The organism is Mesorhizobium sp. 43Arga (assembly GCF_053714255.1).
In genome coordinates this window covers 854,012-872,461 of sequence record NZ_JBSKBO010000001.1, presented here as the reverse complement: position 1 = coordinate 872,461, position 18,450 = coordinate 854,012, and the positions used below count along the sequence as shown (strand labels likewise).

Annotated in this window: 20 protein-coding genes and 2 pseudogenes; 10 read left to right on the top strand and 12 right to left on the bottom strand. The window is 63.5% G+C overall.

Annotated features, from left to right (window positions below):
* Together ACWGS8_RS04370 and ACWGS8_RS04365 are read right to left on the bottom strand one after the other, a co-directional pair.
* A complete protein-coding gene (locus tag ACWGS8_RS04370; protein ID WP_454579758.1) occupies nucleotides 1-1,557 on the bottom strand; it encodes an amino acid permease in 1,557 nt (518 codons plus the stop codon).
* A 21-nt stretch (nucleotides 1,558-1,578) separates the two neighbouring features.
* Nucleotides 1,579-2,397 (bottom strand): N-formylglutamate amidohydrolase, encoded by an 819-nt coding sequence (locus tag ACWGS8_RS04365; protein ID WP_454579757.1) that lies wholly within the window; start codon nucleotides 2,395-2,397, stop codon nucleotides 1,579-1,581.
* Nucleotides 2,398-2,533: 136 nt separating this feature from the next.
* On the opposite strand from ACWGS8_RS04365, the gene ACWGS8_RS04360 reads away from it, so the two are divergent.
* A complete protein-coding gene (locus tag ACWGS8_RS04360; RefSeq protein WP_454579756.1) occupies nucleotides 2,534-3,361 on the top strand; it encodes a MurR/RpiR family transcriptional regulator in 828 nt (275 codons plus the stop codon).
* Between the two features lie 117 nt (nucleotides 3,362-3,478).
* Here the strand turns inward: ACWGS8_RS04360 and ACWGS8_RS04355 are convergent, their stop codons facing one another.
* Nucleotides 3,479-4,249: an SDR family NAD(P)-dependent oxidoreductase gene (locus ACWGS8_RS04355; RefSeq protein ID WP_454579755.1), complete on the bottom strand. Its 771-nt coding sequence runs from the start codon at nucleotides 4,247-4,249 to the stop codon at nucleotides 3,479-3,481.
* Nucleotides 4,250-4,407: 158 nt separating this feature from the next.
* Here ACWGS8_RS04355 and ACWGS8_RS04350 point away from each other — a divergent pair, with 158 nt between their 5' ends.
* The 3 genes and pseudogenes from ACWGS8_RS04350 to ACWGS8_RS04340 all read left to right on the top strand — a co-directional run.
* Nucleotides 4,408-5,295, top strand: coding sequence for a LysR family transcriptional regulator (locus ACWGS8_RS04350; protein WP_454579754.1), 888 nt, complete (start codon nucleotides 4,408-4,410; stop codon nucleotides 5,293-5,295).
* Between the two features lie 84 nt (nucleotides 5,296-5,379).
* Nucleotides 5,380-5,475 (top strand): annotated as a pseudogene (locus ACWGS8_RS04345) (IS481 family transposase); the annotation flags it as partial.
* Nucleotides 5,472-5,695, top strand: a pseudogene (locus ACWGS8_RS04340) (hypothetical protein); the annotation flags it as partial. The pseudogenes ACWGS8_RS04345 and ACWGS8_RS04340, both read left to right, overlap by 4 nt.
* Nucleotides 5,696-5,698: 3 nt before the next feature.
* Here ACWGS8_RS04340 and ACWGS8_RS04335 read toward each other — a convergent pair.
* The 6 genes from ACWGS8_RS04335 to ACWGS8_RS04310 form a co-directional block, all read right to left on the bottom strand.
* Complete coding sequence (locus ACWGS8_RS04335) at nucleotides 5,699-6,109, bottom strand: GtrA family protein (protein ID WP_454579753.1); 411 nt, start codon at nucleotides 6,107-6,109, stop codon at nucleotides 5,699-5,701.
* On the bottom strand, nucleotides 6,106-6,924 hold the full coding sequence (locus ACWGS8_RS04330) for a ChbG/HpnK family deacetylase (protein WP_454579752.1): 819 nt from the start codon (nucleotides 6,922-6,924) through the stop codon (nucleotides 6,106-6,108). The genes ACWGS8_RS04335 and ACWGS8_RS04330 overlap by 4 nt, the downstream gene beginning before the upstream one ends.
* Entirely contained in the window at nucleotides 6,921-7,904 is a 984-nt protein-coding gene (locus tag ACWGS8_RS04325; RefSeq protein WP_454579751.1) for a glycosyltransferase family 2 protein, read from the bottom strand. The genes ACWGS8_RS04330 and ACWGS8_RS04325 overlap by 4 nt, the downstream gene beginning before the upstream one ends.
* Nucleotides 7,897-9,093, bottom strand: a complete 1,197-nt coding sequence (locus ACWGS8_RS04320; RefSeq protein ID WP_454579750.1) for a glycosyltransferase family 87 protein — start codon at nucleotides 9,091-9,093, stop codon at nucleotides 7,897-7,899. The genes ACWGS8_RS04325 and ACWGS8_RS04320 overlap by 8 nt, the downstream gene beginning before the upstream one ends.
* Nucleotides 9,094-9,311: 218 nt before the next feature.
* On the bottom strand, nucleotides 9,312-10,349 hold the full coding sequence (locus tag ACWGS8_RS04315; RefSeq protein WP_454579749.1) for a zinc-binding dehydrogenase: 1,038 nt from the start codon (nucleotides 10,347-10,349) through the stop codon (nucleotides 9,312-9,314).
* A gap of 58 nt (nucleotides 10,350-10,407) precedes the next feature.
* Nucleotides 10,408-11,649, bottom strand: a complete 1,242-nt coding sequence (locus tag ACWGS8_RS04310) for an acyl-CoA dehydrogenase family protein (protein WP_454579748.1) — start codon at nucleotides 11,647-11,649, stop codon at nucleotides 10,408-10,410.
* A 113-nt stretch (nucleotides 11,650-11,762) separates the two neighbouring features.
* Here ACWGS8_RS04310 and ACWGS8_RS04305 point away from each other — a divergent pair, with 113 nt between their 5' ends.
* The 6 genes from ACWGS8_RS04305 to ACWGS8_RS04280 all read left to right on the top strand — a co-directional run bounded on the left by ACWGS8_RS04305 (nucleotide 11,763) and on the right by ACWGS8_RS04280 (nucleotide 16,223).
* Nucleotides 11,763-12,578 carry an SDR family oxidoreductase gene (locus ACWGS8_RS04305; RefSeq protein ID WP_454579747.1) on the top strand — a complete coding sequence of 272 codons (816 nt, stop codon included), beginning with the start codon at nucleotides 11,763-11,765 and terminating at the stop codon, nucleotides 12,576-12,578.
* Between the two features lie 39 nt (nucleotides 12,579-12,617).
* Nucleotides 12,618-13,103, top strand: a complete 486-nt coding sequence (locus ACWGS8_RS04300) for a MaoC family dehydratase (protein WP_010911413.1) — start codon at nucleotides 12,618-12,620, stop codon at nucleotides 13,101-13,103.
* Complete coding sequence (locus tag ACWGS8_RS04295) at nucleotides 13,100-14,134, top strand: phosphotransferase (RefSeq protein ID WP_454579746.1); 1,035 nt, start codon at nucleotides 13,100-13,102, stop codon at nucleotides 14,132-14,134. The genes ACWGS8_RS04300 and ACWGS8_RS04295 overlap by 4 nt, the downstream gene beginning before the upstream one ends.
* 12 nt (nucleotides 14,135-14,146) lie before the next feature.
* Nucleotides 14,147-14,923, top strand: a complete 777-nt coding sequence (locus ACWGS8_RS04290; RefSeq protein WP_454579745.1) for an SDR family NAD(P)-dependent oxidoreductase — start codon at nucleotides 14,147-14,149, stop codon at nucleotides 14,921-14,923.
* Nucleotides 14,924-15,039: 116 nt separating this feature from the next.
* Nucleotides 15,040-15,684, top strand: a complete 645-nt coding sequence (locus ACWGS8_RS04285) for a TetR/AcrR family transcriptional regulator (RefSeq protein ID WP_454579744.1) — start codon at nucleotides 15,040-15,042, stop codon at nucleotides 15,682-15,684.
* Between the two features lie 290 nt (nucleotides 15,685-15,974).
* A complete protein-coding gene (locus tag ACWGS8_RS04280) occupies nucleotides 15,975-16,223 on the top strand; it encodes a DUF680 domain-containing protein (protein WP_454579743.1) in 249 nt (82 codons plus the stop codon).
* A 49-nt stretch (nucleotides 16,224-16,272) separates the two neighbouring features.
* On the opposite strand, the gene ACWGS8_RS04275 is transcribed toward ACWGS8_RS04280, so the two are convergent.
* The 3 genes from ACWGS8_RS04275 to ACWGS8_RS04265 form a co-directional block, all read right to left on the bottom strand.
* Complete coding sequence (locus tag ACWGS8_RS04275; protein WP_454579742.1) at nucleotides 16,273-17,322, bottom strand: Gfo/Idh/MocA family protein; 1,050 nt, start codon at nucleotides 17,320-17,322, stop codon at nucleotides 16,273-16,275.
* A gap of 16 nt (nucleotides 17,323-17,338) precedes the next feature.
* On the bottom strand, nucleotides 17,339-18,124 hold the full coding sequence (locus ACWGS8_RS04270; RefSeq protein ID WP_454579741.1) for a ThuA domain-containing protein: 786 nt from the start codon (nucleotides 18,122-18,124) through the stop codon (nucleotides 17,339-17,341).
* Nucleotides 18,125-18,202: 78 nt separating this feature from the next.
* Complete coding sequence (locus ACWGS8_RS04265) at nucleotides 18,203-18,433, bottom strand: hypothetical protein (protein ID WP_454579740.1); 231 nt, start codon at nucleotides 18,431-18,433, stop codon at nucleotides 18,203-18,205.
* Nucleotides 18,434-18,450 lie beyond the last annotated feature (17 nt).

Sequence of the window (18,450 nt, the reverse complement as noted above, 5' to 3'; positions counted from 1 at the left end):
TCAGTGGCCGGTTTCGCCGACCGCCTGTTCGGCTGCCTTGATCGCCGCCTGGCGCGCCGCGATGATGTCGCCGAGCGGCGGGCCCTGGAAGCGGTTGCGCTCGAAGGCGTACCAGACGATCGCCGTCAGGATGAAGAAGCCGACCGTGATGTAGAGCGCCCAGTCGTTCGGCGGCTGGATGCCGATGACGAAGATCAGGATCATCGACACGATCGACAGGAAGGCAAACAGCATGAACACGCCGCGCCCCATGTTCCACGGACCCATCTTGTCCCATTTCGGCGTGCCCCAGGCCAACATGCCGAGCACGATCGGCACGGTGAAGGACAGGAACAGGAAGATGACGGTGCACGACACCACGATGGTGTAGGCCGAGGTGCCGGCGACCGAAACCAGTGTCGAGCCCCAGACGAACAACACCGACAGGATCGACGCCGTCCAGATCGCCGCCACCGGCGTGCGATAGGTCGGGCTGACCTTGGCCAGAGCCGAGGAACCCGGCAAGCCGCCGTCACGCGAGAAGGCGAAGATCATGCGCGAGGCCGACGTCACCGTGGCGAGACCGCACAGCAACTGCGATACGAACACGACGAGATAGACGAACTCCTTGATGCCGGAGGGAACGCGCTGGTCGAAGGCCCAGAAGAACACGTTCCAGCCCTGCTTGGCGGCATCGTCCATGTTCGGGATCATCAGCACGAAGGCGGCCAGGAACAGGTAGCCGAAGAGGGCCGACCAGACGACCGACATGACCATGGCGCGCGGCACGGAAGAGGCCGCCTTGATGGTTTCTTCCGATGTGTGCGCGGAAGCGTCGTAGCCCGTGATCGTATAGATCGGCAGCAACAGGCCGAGCGCGAACACCCAGGCATTCGAAACCGACGGCCAGACACCGCCGCCAGCGTCACCGGAATAATTGTGGAAGGTGAAGAGACGGCTGACATCCCAATGCTCGGCGAAGATCAGGCAGACGACCGCGATCAGGATGGCGCCGAAGAAGATCAGATAGCCCGAGAAGTCGGTCAGCTTTGCCGTCAGCTTGATACCGAGATGGTTGATCAGCGCCTGGAGACCGGTGACCACGACCAGGAAGATCATCTGGTTGGTCAGCGAACCGTCAATTCCCAGCGCAGGTCCGAAAGCGCCGATGAAGAACGTCCAGGTGCCGACATTGATGGCGCCGAGCACGGTGATCAGGCCAAGCAGGTTGAGCCAGGCCGTCACCCAGCCAGTGCCGCGGTTGCCGAGGATCGACCCCCAGTGATAGAGGCCGCCGGCCGTCGGATAGGCCGAGCTGATCTGCGACATGGCCACCGCGAAAGTCAGCGACACGAAGCAGCCGACAAGCCAGCCGATGCCGATGCCGATGCCGCCGGCGCCGGAGGTGGCTTGCGCCAGCGAATTGATGCCGCCCGACAGGATGCAGATGATAGAGAAGGAAACCGCGAAATTCGAAAAGCGGCTGAGACGCCGCTCCAGTTCCTGGGCGTAGCCCATGCTGTGGAGGGCCTTTACGTCCTCCGCCTTGTCAACGTCTGTATAACCCGGTGCTGCCATTGGAAGTCCCCTGTTTGTTTCTCAGCTGGCCGATTGGACTGACTTTCTGACTGAATGCGATCTGGGCCGCGTGGCCTCCTCTGGTTCCAGATCCGAAAAAATGCCTGTGAGCAGATCCGCCCATTTCCGCTGCCCGGTCTCACCGGAGATTTCATCGTTGCGGATTTCGATCATCGCGCAGGGCAACCCGCGCGAGCGCGCATGCCGTTCCAGCGTGAAATAGACGCGATCGGCCGGTGAATACGGTTCGTTGACGCCGACGGTGATGCCGGCAAGTCGCCTGAGCGCCGATATCAGCGGCGACGCCAGCCGGCGATCCTCGTCATGGATGATGCCTATATGCCAGGGCCGGTCGTGGCCCTTGTAGATGGGCGTGAAGGAATGCACGGAAACCAGCCGGGTCTCCTGGCCGCGCGCCAGCCGCTCCTCGACGATGCGTTCGATGGTGCTGTGAAATGGCTGCCATGACAGGGCGACCCGCGCCGCGCGCTGCTTTTCCGACAGGCCGGCATTGCCAGGTATGACTGTCGTCTCACTGACCTGCGGCACGAGGTCCGGCGCGTCGAGCGGCCGGTTGCAGTCGATGACGAGGCGCGAAATGCGGGTTTCGACCAGCGTCGCATCGAGCGCTTGCGCCATGCGCGTTGCCACCGGCAACGCGCCGGGATCCCAGGCGATGTGGCGGGACAGGTCTTCGGCGGCAAGACCGAGCGCACCGAATTCGGCGGGCAGGAAATTGGAGGCGTGGTCGCAGGTCAGCACGAAAGGGCTCGATCCGCCCGGGTTCGTCACCCTCACGGTATCGGACGATGCAAGGCTGGCGGGCCGTGCTTTCTCCATAATCTGCCGTCCCCGGGGAGCGCTGTATCGTATGTTACGTATTTTGCCTCATTGCGCCCCTATGAATGATTTCATACAGTTTACCCGGCTTTGTCAAATGCGATCTCATGGGCCAGGCCAAGGGGTGGGGAAAAAGATGATTTCCAGCATTGCCGAACTGATCGCCGACCGCATCGGCACGATGCCGGCCGGCGAACGGCGCGCGGCCCAGACGCTGATCGCCAGCTATCCGATGATCGGCCTGAAGACGGTCGCCGAATTCTCAGCCGCGGCCGGCGTCTCCTCGCCGACGATCCTGCGTTTTGTGGCCCGGCTCGGCTTCCAGAATTATCCGGAGTTCCAGTCGAGCCTGCAGGACGAATTGGCGGCGCAGCTGCAGTCGCCGGCGATACGCACGCTCAACCCGCCCTCGCCCGGCGGCGGCACGGTCTCGCCGATGCTGGAAGCGACGCTCGACAATATGCGCGAGACCTTCCGCCACCTCTCCGACAAGCAGCTGGCGGACATCGCCGCACGGCTTGCCGAGCGACGCGGCAAGACATTTCTCATCGGCGGGCGCTTCACCGATCCGCTGGCGCGCTATATGGCCGCCCACCTCGCCGTCATCCAGCCCGATGTCTTTCACCTCGCCGGCCAGGAGAGCATGTGGCGCGACCGGCTGATCGACATGGGCAAGCGCGACGTGTTGGTGATCTTCGACATCAGGCGCTACCAGGACAGCCTCGTCCGCTTCGCCGAGAAGGCGCATCAACGCGGCGTCCAGATCGTGCTGTTCACCGACCAGTGGCTGTCGCCGATCGCCCGGTTCGCCCGTCATGTCATCGCCGGACGAACCGCGGTGCCTTCCGCGTGGGATTCCTCGGCAGCGCTTTTCGTCGTCGCCGAAACGCTGATCGGCGCCGTCACAAGGCAACTGGAAGCCGACGGCGCCCGGCGCATCCGCGAGATGGAAGGCCTGCGCTAGGTTCTCGTTCTGTCGGGATTGGTGGCCACCGGGGCGGTGCGCGACGGCGGATCGAGGTCCTGGACGACGCGCAGGCCACCCTCGGACAACGGCCGGCCCAAGTTGCGGTCGGCACGATCAGGCGATCGAATAGCCGCCATCGGCAAGCAGGCCATGGCCGGAGACGAACGAGGCGTCATCCGAGGCGAGGAAGGCCACGACTGCCGCCATCTCTTCGGGTGACCCCGCCCGGCCTGGCACGGTCGATGCCGCAAAGGCGTCCTTTGCCTCGGTGCTCGGCCAGATGCGATCCTGGAATGGCGTGTCGATTATACCGGGATTGATAGCGTTGACGCGGACGCCTTGCTTGAACAGCTCGATCGACGCGGTTTTCGTCAAGCCGAGTACGGCGTGCTTGCTGGCGATGTAGAGGCCTGCGTTGGCGAAGCCGATCACGCCCCCCATGGAGGCGTTGTTGATGATGGTGCCGCCCCCCTGGGCCAGCATCGCCTTCACCTCGTGCTTCATCGACCAGAAGACACCGCGGACATTGGCGTTGAAGATGGTGTCATAGGTTTCGTTGGTTTGGTCGACGAATGGCGAAAACATGCCCTCCGTGCCGGCATTGTTGAAGGCGATGTCGATCCGGCCGTAGGTCGAGATCGTTTTGGCGACCAGGTCGATCACGCTCTCCTCGACATTGACGTCGGCAACCACAGCGGTCGCTTCAAAGCCTTCATTCTCGATGTTGGCGACGAGAGTTTCAATTTCAGAAGCGCGCCGAGCGCTCGCAATCACCTTTGCCCCACGGCGCGCAAGTTCAACGGCGGTGGCGCGGCCGATGCCGGAACTTGCTCCTGTAATGAGTGCGACCTTACCTTCAAGTGTCTTGAACGGCGTCTTGGTCATGATGACCTCCATCTGTTGAATGCCTCGCCCGGCCGGGCGCCAATTTGATGGGGCCAATCCGCCGGTGCTCGTTATCTAAGCGGTCCAAATAGTGATGATTAGTCGATGAATTTTGACTAGAGTAGTGAATGTAGGATATTAATTAGAGACGCCACGTCATGCACGGAACCGAGCTTGCCGAGTTGTCGACCTTCTTGGCCGTCGCCCGCCACAGGAGCTTCAAGCAGGCCGCGGTCGAGCGGCGCGTGGCGGCTTCGGCGATCAGCCACACGATCCGTAGCCTGGAGGAACGCGTGGGAGTGCGGCTGTTCCACCGCACCACACGCAGCGTATCGCTGACCGAAGCGGGCGCACGATTTCTCTCAGAGCTGCATCCCGCCTTTGGCCAGATCGAAAAAGCGCTCGACAGCCTCAATTCCTTCCGGGGTACGCCGTTCGGCACGGTTCGGATCAACGTCCCCAACTCGATCGCGCCCTTTGTCCTGCATGACGTGATGGGACCCTTGCTCAAGCAGAATCCGGGCCTTCACCTCGACATTGTGGCAACGGACAGGCTGGTCGACATCGTCGAGGGCGGCTTCGACGCCGGTATCCGCTTTGGCGAGCGGCTGATGCAGGACATGATCGCCGTTCATATCAAGCCCACCCTGCGCTTCTCGGTCGTCGGCTCCCCCGATTACCTTGCCGGGCGCAAGACACCAGTCATGCCCGCCGACCTGCGCGAACACGCTTGCATCCGGTATCGCTATCCCAGCGGCGCCATCTACAACTGGCAGTTTGAGAAGAATGGCGAGGCTGTTGATGTTGAAGTCAATGGTCCCATCACTCTCGATGACCAGGAACTCATGGTCGAGGCAGCGTTACAAGGCTGTGGCCTCGCCTATGTCTGGGACAACCGGGTGATGCGTCACTTGGCAAGCGGTGCGCTAATCCGCTGCCTCGACGATTGGTGTGCCCCTGACGATGGCTTGTTTCTCTACTACCCCAGCCGGCGGTATCTCTCCGCCGGCCTGCGCGCCGTGATCGACATGCTCAAGACCGGCTAGCTGTAAGCTTTCAGGAGGTTGTCCATTCGGACCAGCCCGAGGAGACTGGAGTTACCAGGCTTCAGCACTCATCGGAGGGTCCGAATGAACATCCACAAGAATGCCCGTCTCACGCCGCTGCGTCGAGAGGAGATGGCGCGGTCGGTGATAGAAGGCGCTTTTTCCAAAGCCCATGCGGCGTGCTACTGGTGCTGGCGGCGGGCGCGGGAGCCGAGGCACGCGTGGCGCTCGGCTGGTCATCGTCGGCGGGCTGGGGCTGGCCACCATCTAGACACTGTTCCTGACGCTGGTCGCCTATCTCCTGCTTGGCCGCTTCGTCACGCCGAAGACCCATGAGGAAACACGCCTCAAGCGTGGGCTCGAGCAAGCCGCTTATGTCGGTGTGGAGCCGGCGCAGTAGCTGCTATTTCAGCAGCCGGCCTTCGATCGACCAGCGCGCGGCAAGGAAATTCAGCACCGCCGCCACGATGACACCTCCGATCTTCGCCGGCCACACGCCGGCAATGCCGGCGAACAGCGCGATCGACAGGCTGGAGACGCCGAGCGAAATCAATGCCCCAAGCGAGACGAAACGCAGGAAGGCGTCATGCAGCCGAATGGCCTGGTTGCGCTCGAACGACCAGAAGCCATTCGCCACGAAAGAGAACATGACGGCGATCGACCATGAGACGACATTGGCCGGCAGCGGCGGGACATGCAGTTTGAGCAGCAGGAAAAAGCCGGCAAGGTCGATGGCCGTGTTCGCCAACCCGACAATGGCAAAACGCATGATCTTGCTGCCGGTCGAACGCCTGGGCTGGTCGGCGCCGCTCATCCCTTGCCGCCCATGATTTCGACGCCGGCGCGGGCGAGGCTCGCACCGAACGCGTCCGAAGCCAGCGTCGCGTATTCCACCTCGCGCGCGCCTTGCATCGGGTCGCGCCCCCGCAGCATCTCGTCGACATGGCCGGGATGGCACATGAACAGGCCTCGTTCCGGCAGTGTCTCGACAGCGGCCTGCAGAGCCGGCGCGAACCGTTCGGGTTGCCGCCAGTCATAGATGCCGGTCAGCGGCGCGAAAAGGATGAAGCCGGCGCGCGTCATCGAGCGGTCGAAGCCGGCGGCCACGGCAGCGATTGCCGCGACCTTCGGCGCCACAACGGCATTGCCTAAGGCAGGCGCGCCGCGCAGCGCCGGCCTGCCGCCAGCTTCAGGAAAACGCGCCCGCAGCCATGTGCGCATGACAGGCAGGAAATGCACGTGCTGGTGCCCGTCGATGAAGTCAGGCTGGCGGCCGAGCGCCTCGACGAAGCGGCTGTACTGCGCGTCGAGCTCGGCATGGACATCGCGCTCGTCAATTTTGCCGCGCAGCACCGGCAGCGCCAGCGAACGCAGCGGCGGCAGCCGGCCTTCCGGCGCCAGGCTCGACCGCCCGGTGACAGCCGGTTGGTCCGTCAGGGTCAGGTGCAGCCCGACCGCCGCGCGGCCGCACAGCGGCTTTATGCGCGCAGCCGCATCAAGCCACTCCGGAAAGCCGGTCATGCAGCTGGTGCCGGTCAGCCGGCCGCGATCGAGCAGGTCGAGAATTCCGGCGGAAACGCCGGGCGCCAGGCCGTAGTCGTCGGCGATCAGGCGGATGCGCCGCGTCATGCGCCGGACGCGCCTGGCGGCCTGTCCGAACCGTCGGCGCGCACGACATCGCGCACGATATACACCGGCCGGTCCTTGCTTTCCGAAAGCGTGACCCAGACATATTCGCCGATCAGGCCGAGCAAGGTGAGGTTGAGGCCGCCGAGCAGGACGACGGCGACCATGAGGCTGGGGTAGCCGGGGACGGCGATGCCGTAGAACAGCACCTCGAAGAACACCTTGGCTCCGTAGATCATGCCCGCCAGCGCCGCCAGCATCCCGCTCAGGCTTATGATGCGCAGCGGGATGACGGAAAAGGACGTAAACCCTTCCAGCGAGAAGGCGATCAGGTTGAGCCGGCTCCATTTCGATGTGCCGGTGACACGGTTCTCCGGCGAATAGGCTATGGCTTTCTGGCGGAAGCCGGCCCAGGCGAACAGGCCCTTGTTGAAGCGCCTTTTGTCGCGCAGGCTGGTCAGCGCGCGCACCACGGCGCCGCGCATGACGCGGAAGTCGCCAGCATTTTCTGGAATGTCGAAACGCTGGCTGCTGTTGATCAGGCCGTAGAACAGCTTCGCCAGCTGGCTGCGCCGCCAACTGGCCTCGCGGCGGTCGTTCTGCGCGAAGACGACGTCAATATCGGGATTTTCCACCAGCTCGGCGATCATCTTCAGGCTGGTGTCCATGGAATGCTGCAGATCGGCGTCCATGACCAGCGCCATGTCGCCGCGCGACTGGTCGAGACCGGCGAGCACCGCGACCTCCTTGCCGAAATTGCGGCTGAGCCGCACGATCTCCCAGGAACCCGACAGCGCCTGAGAAAATCGCTCGGCGCCGTCGTCGCGGCTGCCATCGTCCACCAGGATCTTGTGGACTTGCATGCCGAAACGCTGCGCCACCTCGGCTTCGAGCTTGTCGAGCAATGCGGCAAAGGCCGATGCCGATTGCGCCTCGTTCAAGAACGGCGCGACGATATCGAGCACGGGCCGCGACTCAGCCATTTGCGACAGGCCTTTCATTCATCACCTTGTTTCGCGCCACCTTGTCTCGCGCCCCCTTATCGCCTGATCTCGCCCAGAACCACCAGATCAGGGAACCGGCAATGAGGGTGACTGCGATCGGCCGGAACCAGGGGTAGAGGAAATCATGGATGTGACGTTCGACGCCCGTCAATCCGGTCAGGAACAGCATCACGGACAGCACCGAAGCCAGGACACCGCCTCGTTCCTCGCGCCACAACAAGGCGATAGCGAGACCGGCCGGCACGGCGATCATGGCATAGGTGTTGGGCTCGACGCGCGGGTTGAAGACGCACATATAGAAGGTGGCCGTCAGGAAGATGGCGAGACCAGCTCTTCCGCGTTCCAGCGTGCGGTCGAACCAGATGACGGCTGAAAGTGTGAACAGGGCCATGACGATGCGAACGATCGTGGCGCTGAATTCCGGGATCGGCAGCCCGATTTTGGTGAAGGGCGCCGTGAAGTCGGTGGGAACAAAATGGCTGGTGTTGTCGACAGCCATCGAGGTCAACATCCCGCCAAAAACACGATACTGGTCGTTGAGATAGCTCGCGGGAGCGAAGGCGTAGGGCAAGGCGAGCACGAACAGCACCGCCAGCACCAGCACCGGAATCAGCCGCAGGCGCAGGGCGCCGACCAACAACAGCATGATGATCGCGGTCGGCTTGGCGATGATCGCGACCGAGGCCCAGAAGAAGGTTTCGGCACGCCGTCCTTCAAGCGCCGACAAGGTGAGAAGCCAGCAGGCGCCGGTCAGCAGGATCGTCGCCTGGCCGTTGCGGATCGCCCCCAGCGCCATGGGCAGGGCCAGGAACAGCCCGAAGGAAAGCAGCCATGGCAATTCCTCGCCGCCGAGCTTGCGCACCTGCCGCATCGCGGCAAAGGTAAGCACCGCGAAGCCGATAATATGCCACACCAGGCCGCCCAGATGCGGACCGAGCTTCACAAACGGAACATAGAGCGCAGCAAAGGCCGGCGCGTAGAGATACCCCATCTCGGACTGGGTATTGTAGAGCGGCTGGCGGGCCAGCAGCGCCTCGCTCCCGTCTACATAGGCTTGCCAGACCGTCCGCGTGTGGGGAGACCACAAGACCATGACAAGCACGATCAGGAACGCCCCGATCCAAAGGCCAAATCCCAAACGGTCGAAAACCGGCTTGGACATCGTCATCAAGACACCCCGCGACACCCGGAACAGGCTCAGTCCAACCCTGTCCCGGCATACGATGGCGGCGGCATATCACGGACAAAGCAGCGAGGCATAGGGGGCTGAAGGACGCGGTTGTGATCTCGGCGGGCAGCTGCGGATGGCTGGACGCTCAAGCATCCTAGCCGGAAAGAGGCTCCGAAAGCCTCGCATTCGGGCTTCCGGCGCCGCTTCGAACAGCATCAAGGTCGTATGAACACCTTGCCGTTGGGCTTGGCGAGTTCCACCGGCACCCGCGCGATAGCCTCGGCGAGCGGCACGACGGCCGTCACGTCGGTCGACCAGCGCCCGTCGGAAAAACGCTTCTGCGCCTCCACGATCGCCGGACCGCGCCGCTCTTTGAATTGCCGCATCCATTCGCTCAGCCAGAAACCCTCTATATGCTTGTGCTGGAAGATCAGTTGGCCGGGTTCGCGGATGATGGTGGCATCCGGGTCGAGCCGGCCGTAGATGATCCAGCGCGCCCGTTTCGGCATCGCATTGAAGATGGCCGAGGCCAGCGGCCCGGTGACCGCATCGAGGAAGATGCGCGGTTGTTCCGCCTTCATCACCTCGCGCAGCGTGGCCTCGAAATCCGGCGCCTTCTCGTTGAGCACATGGGCAGCGCCGATCTCCTTCAGCAGCGCGATCTGCTCATCGCGGCGCACGGTGACGATAGGCCGAAACCCTTCCTCCTTGGCCAGGCCGATGATCAGCTTGCAAAGCTGGCTGGCGCCGGCGGTCATGACGAAGGCCTTTTCCCCCTCCTGCTTGACGATGTCGAACATGGCGATGGCGGTGAGCGGATTGACGATCATCGCCGCGCCGTCTTCGTCGCGCACGGTGTCGAGCAGCGGAATGCAGGCCGCCGCTTCGGCGACGGCATATTCGGCCCACGAGCCCCAATTGCTGAGGCCGGTGGCAAAGGCGACGCGCTTGCCGACGAGGCTTTTTGCATAGGGCTCTTCACCGCCGGCGACGACCGTGCCGACACCCTCGAAGCCGGCCGGCCGGCCCTTAAGGCGCGGCTGGCCGTACTGACCCTTGATGAAGGCAACATCGGAGGGATTGATCGAAGCCAGGCTGACCTTGATCAGCACCTGGCTGGGTCCGGGCGCCGGCACCGCGATGCTGCCCGGCTCGAGATAGGGCTCCATCGCCTCGAGCGCACTGCCGCTCGGCGTCTTGGTGTAGCCGTCGCCGACCAAGAGCAATGCCTTCATTTCGGAGGGAATGGTCATCGGTGACACTCCTTGGTGGTTGGCGGAAGACCCAAACCGCAGCGGACCGAGCTGCTGCTCAGAGCTTCTCCTGCGTGTACTTCTTCAGCTCCATCCGGGCCACCTGCCGGCGATGCACGGCGTCAGGCCCGTCGGCGAGGCGCAATGTCCTCAGATGCGTCCACGACCGTGCCAGCGGCGTGTCCTGGCTGATGCCTTGCGCGCCGAACATCTGCACCGCCTCGTCGGTGATCCTCAGCGCGACGCGCGGCGCGATGACCTTGATCTGGCTGATCCACGGGGCAGCGGCGCGCGCATCGCCCTGATCGATCATCCAAGCCGCCTTGAGGCAGAGCAGCCGAGCCATCTCGATCTCCATGCGGCACTCGGCGATGATGTCGAAATTGGCGCCGAGTTTCGCCAAGGGCTGGCCGAAAGCCTCGCGGCGCACGGAGCGCTGGCACAGCAACTCCAGCGCCATCTCGGCCTGGCCGATGGCGCGCATGCAGTGATGGATGCGGCCGGGACCGAGCCGCCCTTGCGCGATCTCGAACCCCCTGCCCTCGCCGAGGATCAGGTTCGCTGCCGGTACCCTGACATTGTCGAAGCGCAGGTGCATATGGCCATGCGGCGCGTCGTCGTCGCCGTAAACCTGCATGGCGCGGACCTTGGTCACGCCTTTCGTGGCGGAAGGCACCAGGATCATCGAATGGCGGCGGTGCTGCGGCTCGCCGTCGCCGCCGGTCCGCACCATGACGATGTAGATGGCACAGCGTGGATCGCCGGCGCCCGAGGCCCACCATTTCTCGCCATTGAGCACATAATCGTCGCCCTGGCGCTCGCAGCGCATCGCAATGTTGGTGGCGTCGGACGAGGCGACATCAGGCTCGGTCATCAGATAGGCCGAGCGGATTTTTCCATCCAAGAGTGGTTCCAGCCACTCCTTCTTGTGGTCGGCCGAGCCGTAGCGCTCCAGCACCTCCATATTGCCGGTATCCGGCGCCGAGCAATTGAAGGTTTCGGCGCCGAGATGCGCCTTGCCCATCTCCTCCGCCAGATAGGCGTATTCGACGGTGGACAGGCCATAACCACGTTCGGAGCCGGTCAGCCAGAAGTTCCACAGGCCGCGCTCCCTGGCGGTCCTCTTCAGCCCTTCGAGGATTTCGCTCTGGCGTGGGCTGTAGACCCAGCGGTCGCCTGCCTTGCCCACCTCGCCCAGGAATTCCTTGTCGAGCGGCATGATCTCGTCCCGTACCATGGCCGCAACGCGCGCGTGGATCGGCTTCAGCCGCTCGGTCATGCCGAGATTCATCTCCGTCATCGCTGCTAACCCTTCATAGAGGCCCGGCAATTTACCCGTGGCAAGGATGACCGTACTTCGGATAGCCTTGTCAACGCGAACTCTTTGCCCAGGGCAAAGCGCGGAGGATTGGAATGGCCTATCTGGACGAGCTGTTTTCGGTGGCCGGCAAGACCGCGCTGGTGACAGGCGCGGCGACCGGTATCGGCCGCATGGCGGCGACCGCGCTGGTCAAGGCCGGCGCCAGCGTCATGATCGCTTCGCGCAAGGGCGAGGATTGCATCAGGGTTGCCAATGCGCTGAACGGGCTTGGTGCCCCTGGCCGGGCCGAGGGCTTCGCCGGCGACGTCTCCAGCGAGGCCGGCATCGCCGCACTCGTCGCCGAGGTCAAGGCGCGGACCACCAAACTCGATATCCTGATCAACAATGCCGGCGTTTCCTGGGGCGCGCCGCTGGAGAGTTTTCCCTATTCGGCATGGGCCAAGGTGCTTGGCGTCAATGTCACCGCCGTCTTCCACCTGACCCGCGAATTGCTGCCGCTGCTCGAAGCCGCCGCCAGCGATGCCGATCCGGCTCGGGTGATCAATCTGGGTTCGGTGATGGGGACGCAGCCGCTGGCCGACGACGCCTATTCCTACACGGCGTCCAAGGCCGCGGTGCATCATCTGACGCGGACGCTCGCGCTCGAATTCGCCGCCCGCCGCATCACTGTCAACGCCTTTGCCCCCGGCCCTTTCCAGAGCCGCATGACGGCCTTTGCCACCGGCACCGATGAGCAGGCCAGACATGTCGGCGGCCATGTTCCGATCGGCCGTATTGGCGCACCGGATGACATTGCCGGCGCAACGCTCTATTTGTGCAGCCGTGCAGGCAGCTATGTCACCGGCGCCATCCTGCCCATCGACGGCGGGCAGTCGGTGCAGCATGGCTTGACCTTGTTCAAGGAATGACATTTTCCGGCCGTAGAAGCCGGAGATGAACTGGAGGACATGAGCGTGGAACCGATCAGTCTCGATGTGCTTCTGGCCAGTGTCGGCAAGGAGGTTGGCGTTTCGCCATGGCGGGTGGTGACGCAGCGCATGATCGACCAGTTCGCCGACGCCACCGACGACCACCAGTTCATCCACTGCGACCCCGAGCGGGCCAAGCGCGAGACGCCGTTCGGCGGCACCATCGCGCATGGCTTCCTGTCGCTGTCGCTGCTGTCGGCAATGACGTTCGAGACCATGCCGCCGCTGGAAAACAGCAAGATGGGCGTCAATCACGGCTTCGATTCGCTGCGCTTCCTGGCCCCGGTGAAGACCGGCGCGCGCATCCGCACCCGTTTCGTGCTGGCCGATGTCAAGGTGAGACCCTCGGGCTGGGTGCAGACGGCGCACGACGTGACGATCGAGATCGAGGGCTCGAAGAAACCGGCGTTGACCGCCCGCTGGCTGACGCTGACGCTGATCGAACGCCAGCCCGAGACCGCATGAACGACCCCAACGCGCTCGACCAGGCAGCGCTTGCGCCTTACCTCGAGGCGGAAATCCCCGGCTTTTCCGGGCTTGCTTCAATCGAAAAATTCAAATCCGGCCAGTCCAACCCGACCTATCTCATCACGGCGGCCAGCGGCCGCTATGTGCTGCGCGCCAAGCCGCCGGGACAGTTGCTGAAATCGGCGCATCAGGTCGACCGCGAGTTCCGTGTGATGAAGGCGCTTGCCGGCACCGCCGTTCCGGTGCCTGAAATGCTGCATCTGTCCGCCGAGGACTCGCCGATCGGCCGCATGTTCTATGTCATGGATTTCCTCGATGGCCGCATCTTCTGGGATCCGGCATTGCCCGAGGCCCGTGACAATGATGAACGCACCGCGATCTACGACGCCATGAACGGCACGCTCGCGACCCTGCACGATGTCGACGTCGAAGCGGTGGGGCTTTCCGATTTCGGCCGGCCAGGCAATTATTTCGAACGCCAGCTGGCACGCTGGACCAGCCAGTACCGCGCCTCCGAAACCGGCCCCATCGCCGACATGGATCGACTGATCGCCTGGCTGGAAACGCACCTGCCCGCGGATGACGGCCGGATATCCCTCGTGCATGGCGACTACCGGCTGGACAATCTGATCTTCGCGCCAGACCAGCCAAGGGTCATCGCGGTGCTCGACTGGGAATTGTCGACATCGGGCCATCCCTTCGCCGACATCGCCTATCAATGCATGCAATGGCGCCTGCCGCACGCTTCCGGCTTTCGCGGCCTCGGCGGCATCGACCGCGCCGCGCTCGGCCTGCCTTACGAGGAAGACTATGTCGCCGCCTATTGCCGGCGGCGTGGGCTCGGCGGCATTGGCAACTGGACCTTCTTCCTCGCCTTCTCCTTCTTCCGATTGGCGGCGATCTGCCAGGGCGTCTACAAGCGCGCGCTGGACGGCAATGCATCCAATCCCGAAAAGGCCAGGACCTATGGCGAGGCGGTGAAGCTGCTGTCGCATCTCGCCGCCAGACTGATCGACACGCAGACATGACGGGGAGCCATTATGGGCCGCTTTGACGGAGCAACGGTGCTGATCACAGGTGCCGCCGGCGGGCTCGGCCGGGGTGCCGTGAAAGGCTTTGCCGGCGAAGGCGCGCGGCTGGTGCTGTCGGACATCGACGGAAAGGCACTCGCCGATCTTGCCGCGACGCTGCCGGCCGAAACGGCGATCCTGGCCGGCAACATAGCCGACGAAAAACTGTCCGAGGATCTGGTCAGGCTGGCGGTCGAAAGATTCGGCCGGCTGGATGTCGCCGTCAACAATGCCGGCATCGTCCAGAGTTTCGTACGGCTGCCGCAGGTCGCATCGGACGAGGCCCGACGCGTGCTTGAGATCGACCTGCTCGGCGTCTTCTATGCCATGAAGCACCAGATTCCGCGGATGGAGCGGCAGTTCAAGGCGACGGCCAGGGGCGGCGCCATCGTCAACATCGCCTCGGTTGCCGGATTGGTCGGCGCGCCGAAACTCTCGGTCTATGCCGCCGCCAAGCATGGCGTCGTCGGGCTGACCAAATCGGCGGCCGCCGAATATGCAACCAAGGGTGTGCGCATCAACGCCATCTGCCCGGCCCACACCAGGACGGCAATGGTGGATAGTTTCGTGCGCGCCTCCGGTGCGCCGGAGGCAGAGGCGTTGGCCGAACTGACACGCGGCGTGCCGATGAAACGCGTGGCCGAAGTCGACGAAATCACCGCCGCCATCCTGTTCGCCGCCGACCCGGCCAACTCCTTCATGACTGGCCATGCGCTGGCCATAGACGGCGGCGTCGGCGCCATCTGACCCCCGTGATCTTAACGATGCCGTTTGGGAACTTCACGTGCCCTTGTCCGTTTCCGTACAGCGTATATAATTTAGCCGGACACCACCAACCCCAGACGCCACCGAAAGGCACCGACTTGCCGCTGAGCGTCCAGAAACGCCGCGAGAAACAGAAGGCCGAACTGCGTTCCGAATTGGTCGCGGCCGCGCACAAGCTTGTCCAGGAAGAGGGCTATGAAGGCCTGACCATCCGCAAGCTGGCCAAGCGGGTCGGCTATGCGCCGATGTCGGTCTATTCCTATTTCGCCGACAAGCAGGACATCCTGTTCGCGCTCGCCGAAGACGCTTTCGAAATGCTTGCCCGCCGCATCGAAGAGCATCCGTCCGACGATCCGATCGAGGCCCTGCAGGCGGTGATGACCGAATATGCCGCCTTCGGCCTCGGCAATCCCAACGAGTACCGCACCGTCTTCATGACCGAAAAGACCAAGCCGCCGGAAGGTCGGAGTTTTCAAGAAATGCACGAGGCCAACCCGGCGATGAAGGTGCTGATCACGCGGGTCGAAGCCTGCGTCGCCGCAGGAAAATTGCAGGGCGATCCGCGCGCCATCGCCACTATGCTGTGGGCGGTCGGCCACGGCACGATCTCGCTGCTGATCACGTTTCCGTTCTACCCCTTCGGCGACCCGAATGCTTTCGTGAAACGCATGTGCGATTTTACGCTTGCCACGCTCAGCACGCAGACCGTGCAGCCGCTGACCGAAACACCGGTCAACTGCTGAACGCCAACTCCTTTCGTTCACATGCTCCTGGAGCAATTCCTGGAAAAGTGTGAACGGTTTTCCGTCCGGAATTGCGTCCAAACAAAGGGTTGGAGCGGTTGGCCGTTTCCATGAAACGGTGAAACGCTCTAGCTGCCTTCCCCGGCCAAAACTGGGGCGAATTTCTTGGTTAACAAAAATTTACCGTACGCGTACGATTTCGGCTTGAACTTCGCGATCGGCGGACGTATCTGTACGCAATACCGTACATGTACGGAAAAAATTCGACCGTCGAAAAACGGAGACTGACGATGAAAAAGACACTCCTCACTCTCGCCGCCGTGCTGGCACTTTCCGGTTCGGCCTTCGCCGCAAGCGCCACCCAGCCAGTCAAGCATCAGTCGGCCGCGACCTGCGTCGACACCAAGACCCATGTGAAGCTGGATTGCGCCTCGACAGGCTCGGTCGAGAAGAAGGCCGCCACGGAAAACACCGCCGAAGGCCAAGGCCCGCGCCTTGGCATTAGCATCAACCCGTGGATCGTGCCGAGCGCGTTCTAAGAAATTCAGAAAGCCAGTTCTGGCCGGCAGCAGCCGGCCAGGTGAGATGTCAGCCGATTGAGATCGGCAGCCTGCTCGCCGAACTCTCGAAGGCAGCGTCGATCAGCTTCTGCATGTCGGCGGCGCGCCGGAAGGACGGATCGCCATTGTGCCCGGCATCCAGTGCGTCGACAAAACGCCGGGCGTTGCGCTTGACATCCGGCAGGGCCAGCTCGCGCCAGAGCTGAACATCGACGTCCTCTCCCAGGCACGCCGACAGCCGCGCTGCCTTGCCATCGGTCTCGACCTTGAGCGCTCCTTTGGTGCCATGCAGCGCCAGCGACAGGTCGTTGCCATGGCCGGTTGTGTAGCGGCTCGCCATGATCGTCGCCAGCGCGCCGGACGCCAGCCGCGCCGTCATCGCCACGCTGTCATTGGCGTCCAGCAAATAGTCGCCGATCCGGTTGCCCTCGGCCTTCGGAAACGTCACCAGATCGGCGTGCAGGCTGACAATATCCTGGGCCGCGCCATAGGTCGCGAAGTCGAGGATGTGGATGCCGACATCGCCCAGAACCCCGGTCGAACCGTGCCGGCTGGACAGGCGCCACAGCCATTTGTCCTCGACGCGCCAGTCACCCCAGGATTTGCTGACCAGCCAGCTCTGCTTGTAGCCCGCCTCGACATGGCGCAATTCGCCGATCGCCCCCGCCAACACCAAACGCCGAGCTTCCTGGATCGCCGGCGAATTGCGGTAGGTGAGATTGACCATATTGACGAGGCCGGCGGCCTCGGCCGCTTCCGTCATGGCAAGCGCATCGGCATGGTCCGGCGCCAGCGGCTTTTCGCAAAAGACATGTTTTCCCGCGGCAAGCAGCGCCAGCGTCGTCGCCTTGTGCACGCCGTCCGGAGTGGCGTTGATGGCGGCGTCGAAATCGCCCCAGGCGATCGCCGCTTCCAGGCTCTCGAAAGAAGCGCCGATCTCGTTGGCAGCGGCAAACGCCGCGGCGCGGCCGGGCAGTTGATCGACACAGGCGACAATGCTGCAGCCGGGAACCTTGGCGAACTCTTCGATATGGTGTCCGGCGATCCAGCCGGTGCCGAGCAAGAGCAGGCGATGCATCAGATCAGGTCCCCCATCAACTCAACCCCTTGTCGCCGTCGGCATGCAGGCGCAGGCCCTTCTGCACGATCTTCTCCTTGGCCTTGTCCGTCGGCACGTTCGGCGCATTGGTGATGCCGGACCAGGCGGGCGCCGGATTGTGCGCCCAGTGCACGGCATTGCGCAGCACCTGCTGCACGCCCTCATTGTGGTAGATCGGATAGGTCTCGTGGCCGGGTGAGAAATAGAAGATGCGGCCCGCGCCGCGCTGGTAGGTCAGCCCGGAACGAAACACCTCGCCGCCCTCGTACCAGGAGACGAACACCGTCTCCATCGGCTCGGGCACCGCGAAGGGCTCGCCATACATTTCCGTCTCGCCGATCTCCAGGCATTCGCCGACGCCTTGCGCGATCGGGTGGCTGCGGTTGATCGCCCAGACACGCTCGCGCTCGCCCGCCTCGCGCCATTTCAGCGAACAGGGCGTGCCCATCAGCCGCTTGAAGATCTTCGAGTAGTGGCCGGAATGCAGCACGATCAGCCCCATGCCTTCCCAGACCCGCTTCTGCACGCGCTCGACGATCTCGTCCTTGACCTCGCCATGCGCGGCATGGCCCCACCACAAAAGCACCTCGGTGGCGGCCAGGCGCTTCTCGCTCAGGCCGTGCTCTGGCTCCTGCAAGGTCGCGGTGGTCGCCACGATGCCCTTGTCCTGGTTGAGCGCGGCCGCGATCGTGCCATGCATGGTCAAGGGATAGAGGTCGCGCACGGCGGCATTGGTCTGTTCATGGACGTTCTCGCCCCAGACAACAACTTTTATCGGCATTTTTCTCCTCCAAAGCGCTTTGAATATCCCAACTGGCGATGCCTTGGAAAGATGCCTTTCGACCATAATTGCGGAAAATCAGGGCTTGCGGGTTTTTCGTCCGGGGACTGTCTTGGCCTTGCCGGGCTTGGCGGGCGCGCCGGGGATCGCCGAACTGGTGATGGACACCGGATCGCTGGCAGGGAACGTGTCCTCGAGGCCTTCCTCGAGTTCCTCTTCGGCGCTCGACGCTTCGTGTTGCTCGTGCTCAAGCGAGCGGACGGCCGACGTCTTTTTGAGTGGCAAGTTCGGCGCGGACTTCGACGGCATCGACACTTCTCCCTCGA

Coding starts and splice junctions, on each gene's coding strand:
- ACWGS8_RS04270 (WP_454579741.1), bottom strand. CDS start 18,124: ATGCCGATAAAAGTTGTTGTCTGGGGCGAGAACGTCCATGAACAGACC.
- ACWGS8_RS04300 (WP_010911413.1), top strand. CDS start 12,618: ATGAGCGTGGAACCGATCAGTCTCGATGTGCTTCTGGCCAGTGTCGGC.
- ACWGS8_RS04290 (WP_454579745.1), top strand. CDS start 14,147: ATGGGCCGCTTTGACGGAGCAACGGTGCTGATCACAGGTGCCGCCGGC.
- ACWGS8_RS04305 (WP_454579747.1), top strand. CDS start 11,763: ATGGCCTATCTGGACGAGCTGTTTTCGGTGGCCGGCAAGACCGCGCTG.
- ACWGS8_RS04320 (WP_454579750.1), bottom strand. CDS start 9,093: ATGACGATGTCCAAGCCGGTTTTCGACCGTTTGGGATTTGGCCTTTGG.
- ACWGS8_RS04370 (WP_454579758.1), bottom strand. CDS start 1,557: ATGGCAGCACCGGGTTATACAGACGTTGACAAGGCGGAGGACGTAAAG.
- ACWGS8_RS04315 (WP_454579749.1), bottom strand. CDS start 10,349: ATGACCATTCCCTCCGAAATGAAGGCATTGCTCTTGGTCGGCGACGGC.
- ACWGS8_RS04275 (WP_454579742.1), bottom strand. CDS start 17,322: ATGCATCGCCTGCTCTTGCTCGGCACCGGCTGGATCGCCGGACACCAT.
- ACWGS8_RS04280 (WP_454579743.1), top strand. CDS start 15,975: ATGAAAAAGACACTCCTCACTCTCGCCGCCGTGCTGGCACTTTCCGGT.
- ACWGS8_RS04330 (WP_454579752.1), bottom strand. CDS start 6,924: ATGACGCGGCGCATCCGCCTGATCGCCGACGACTACGGCCTGGCGCCC.
- ACWGS8_RS04365 (WP_454579757.1), bottom strand. CDS start 2,397: ATGGAGAAAGCACGGCCCGCCAGCCTTGCATCGTCCGATACCGTGAGG.
- ACWGS8_RS04265 (WP_454579740.1), bottom strand. CDS start 18,433: ATGCCGTCGAAGTCCGCGCCGAACTTGCCACTCAAAAAGACGTCGGCC.
- ACWGS8_RS04335 (WP_454579753.1), bottom strand. CDS start 6,109: ATGAGCGGCGCCGACCAGCCCAGGCGTTCGACCGGCAGCAAGATCATG.
- ACWGS8_RS04350 (WP_454579754.1), top strand. CDS start 4,408: ATGCACGGAACCGAGCTTGCCGAGTTGTCGACCTTCTTGGCCGTCGCC.
- ACWGS8_RS04295 (WP_454579746.1), top strand. CDS start 13,100: ATGAACGACCCCAACGCGCTCGACCAGGCAGCGCTTGCGCCTTACCTC.
- ACWGS8_RS04355 (WP_454579755.1), bottom strand. CDS start 4,249: ATGACCAAGACGCCGTTCAAGACACTTGAAGGTAAGGTCGCACTCATT.
- ACWGS8_RS04325 (WP_454579751.1), bottom strand. CDS start 7,904: ATGGCTGAGTCGCGGCCCGTGCTCGATATCGTCGCGCCGTTCTTGAAC.
- ACWGS8_RS04360 (WP_454579756.1), top strand. CDS start 2,534: ATGATTTCCAGCATTGCCGAACTGATCGCCGACCGCATCGGCACGATG.
- ACWGS8_RS04310 (WP_454579748.1), bottom strand. CDS start 11,649: ATGACGGAGATGAATCTCGGCATGACCGAGCGGCTGAAGCCGATCCAC.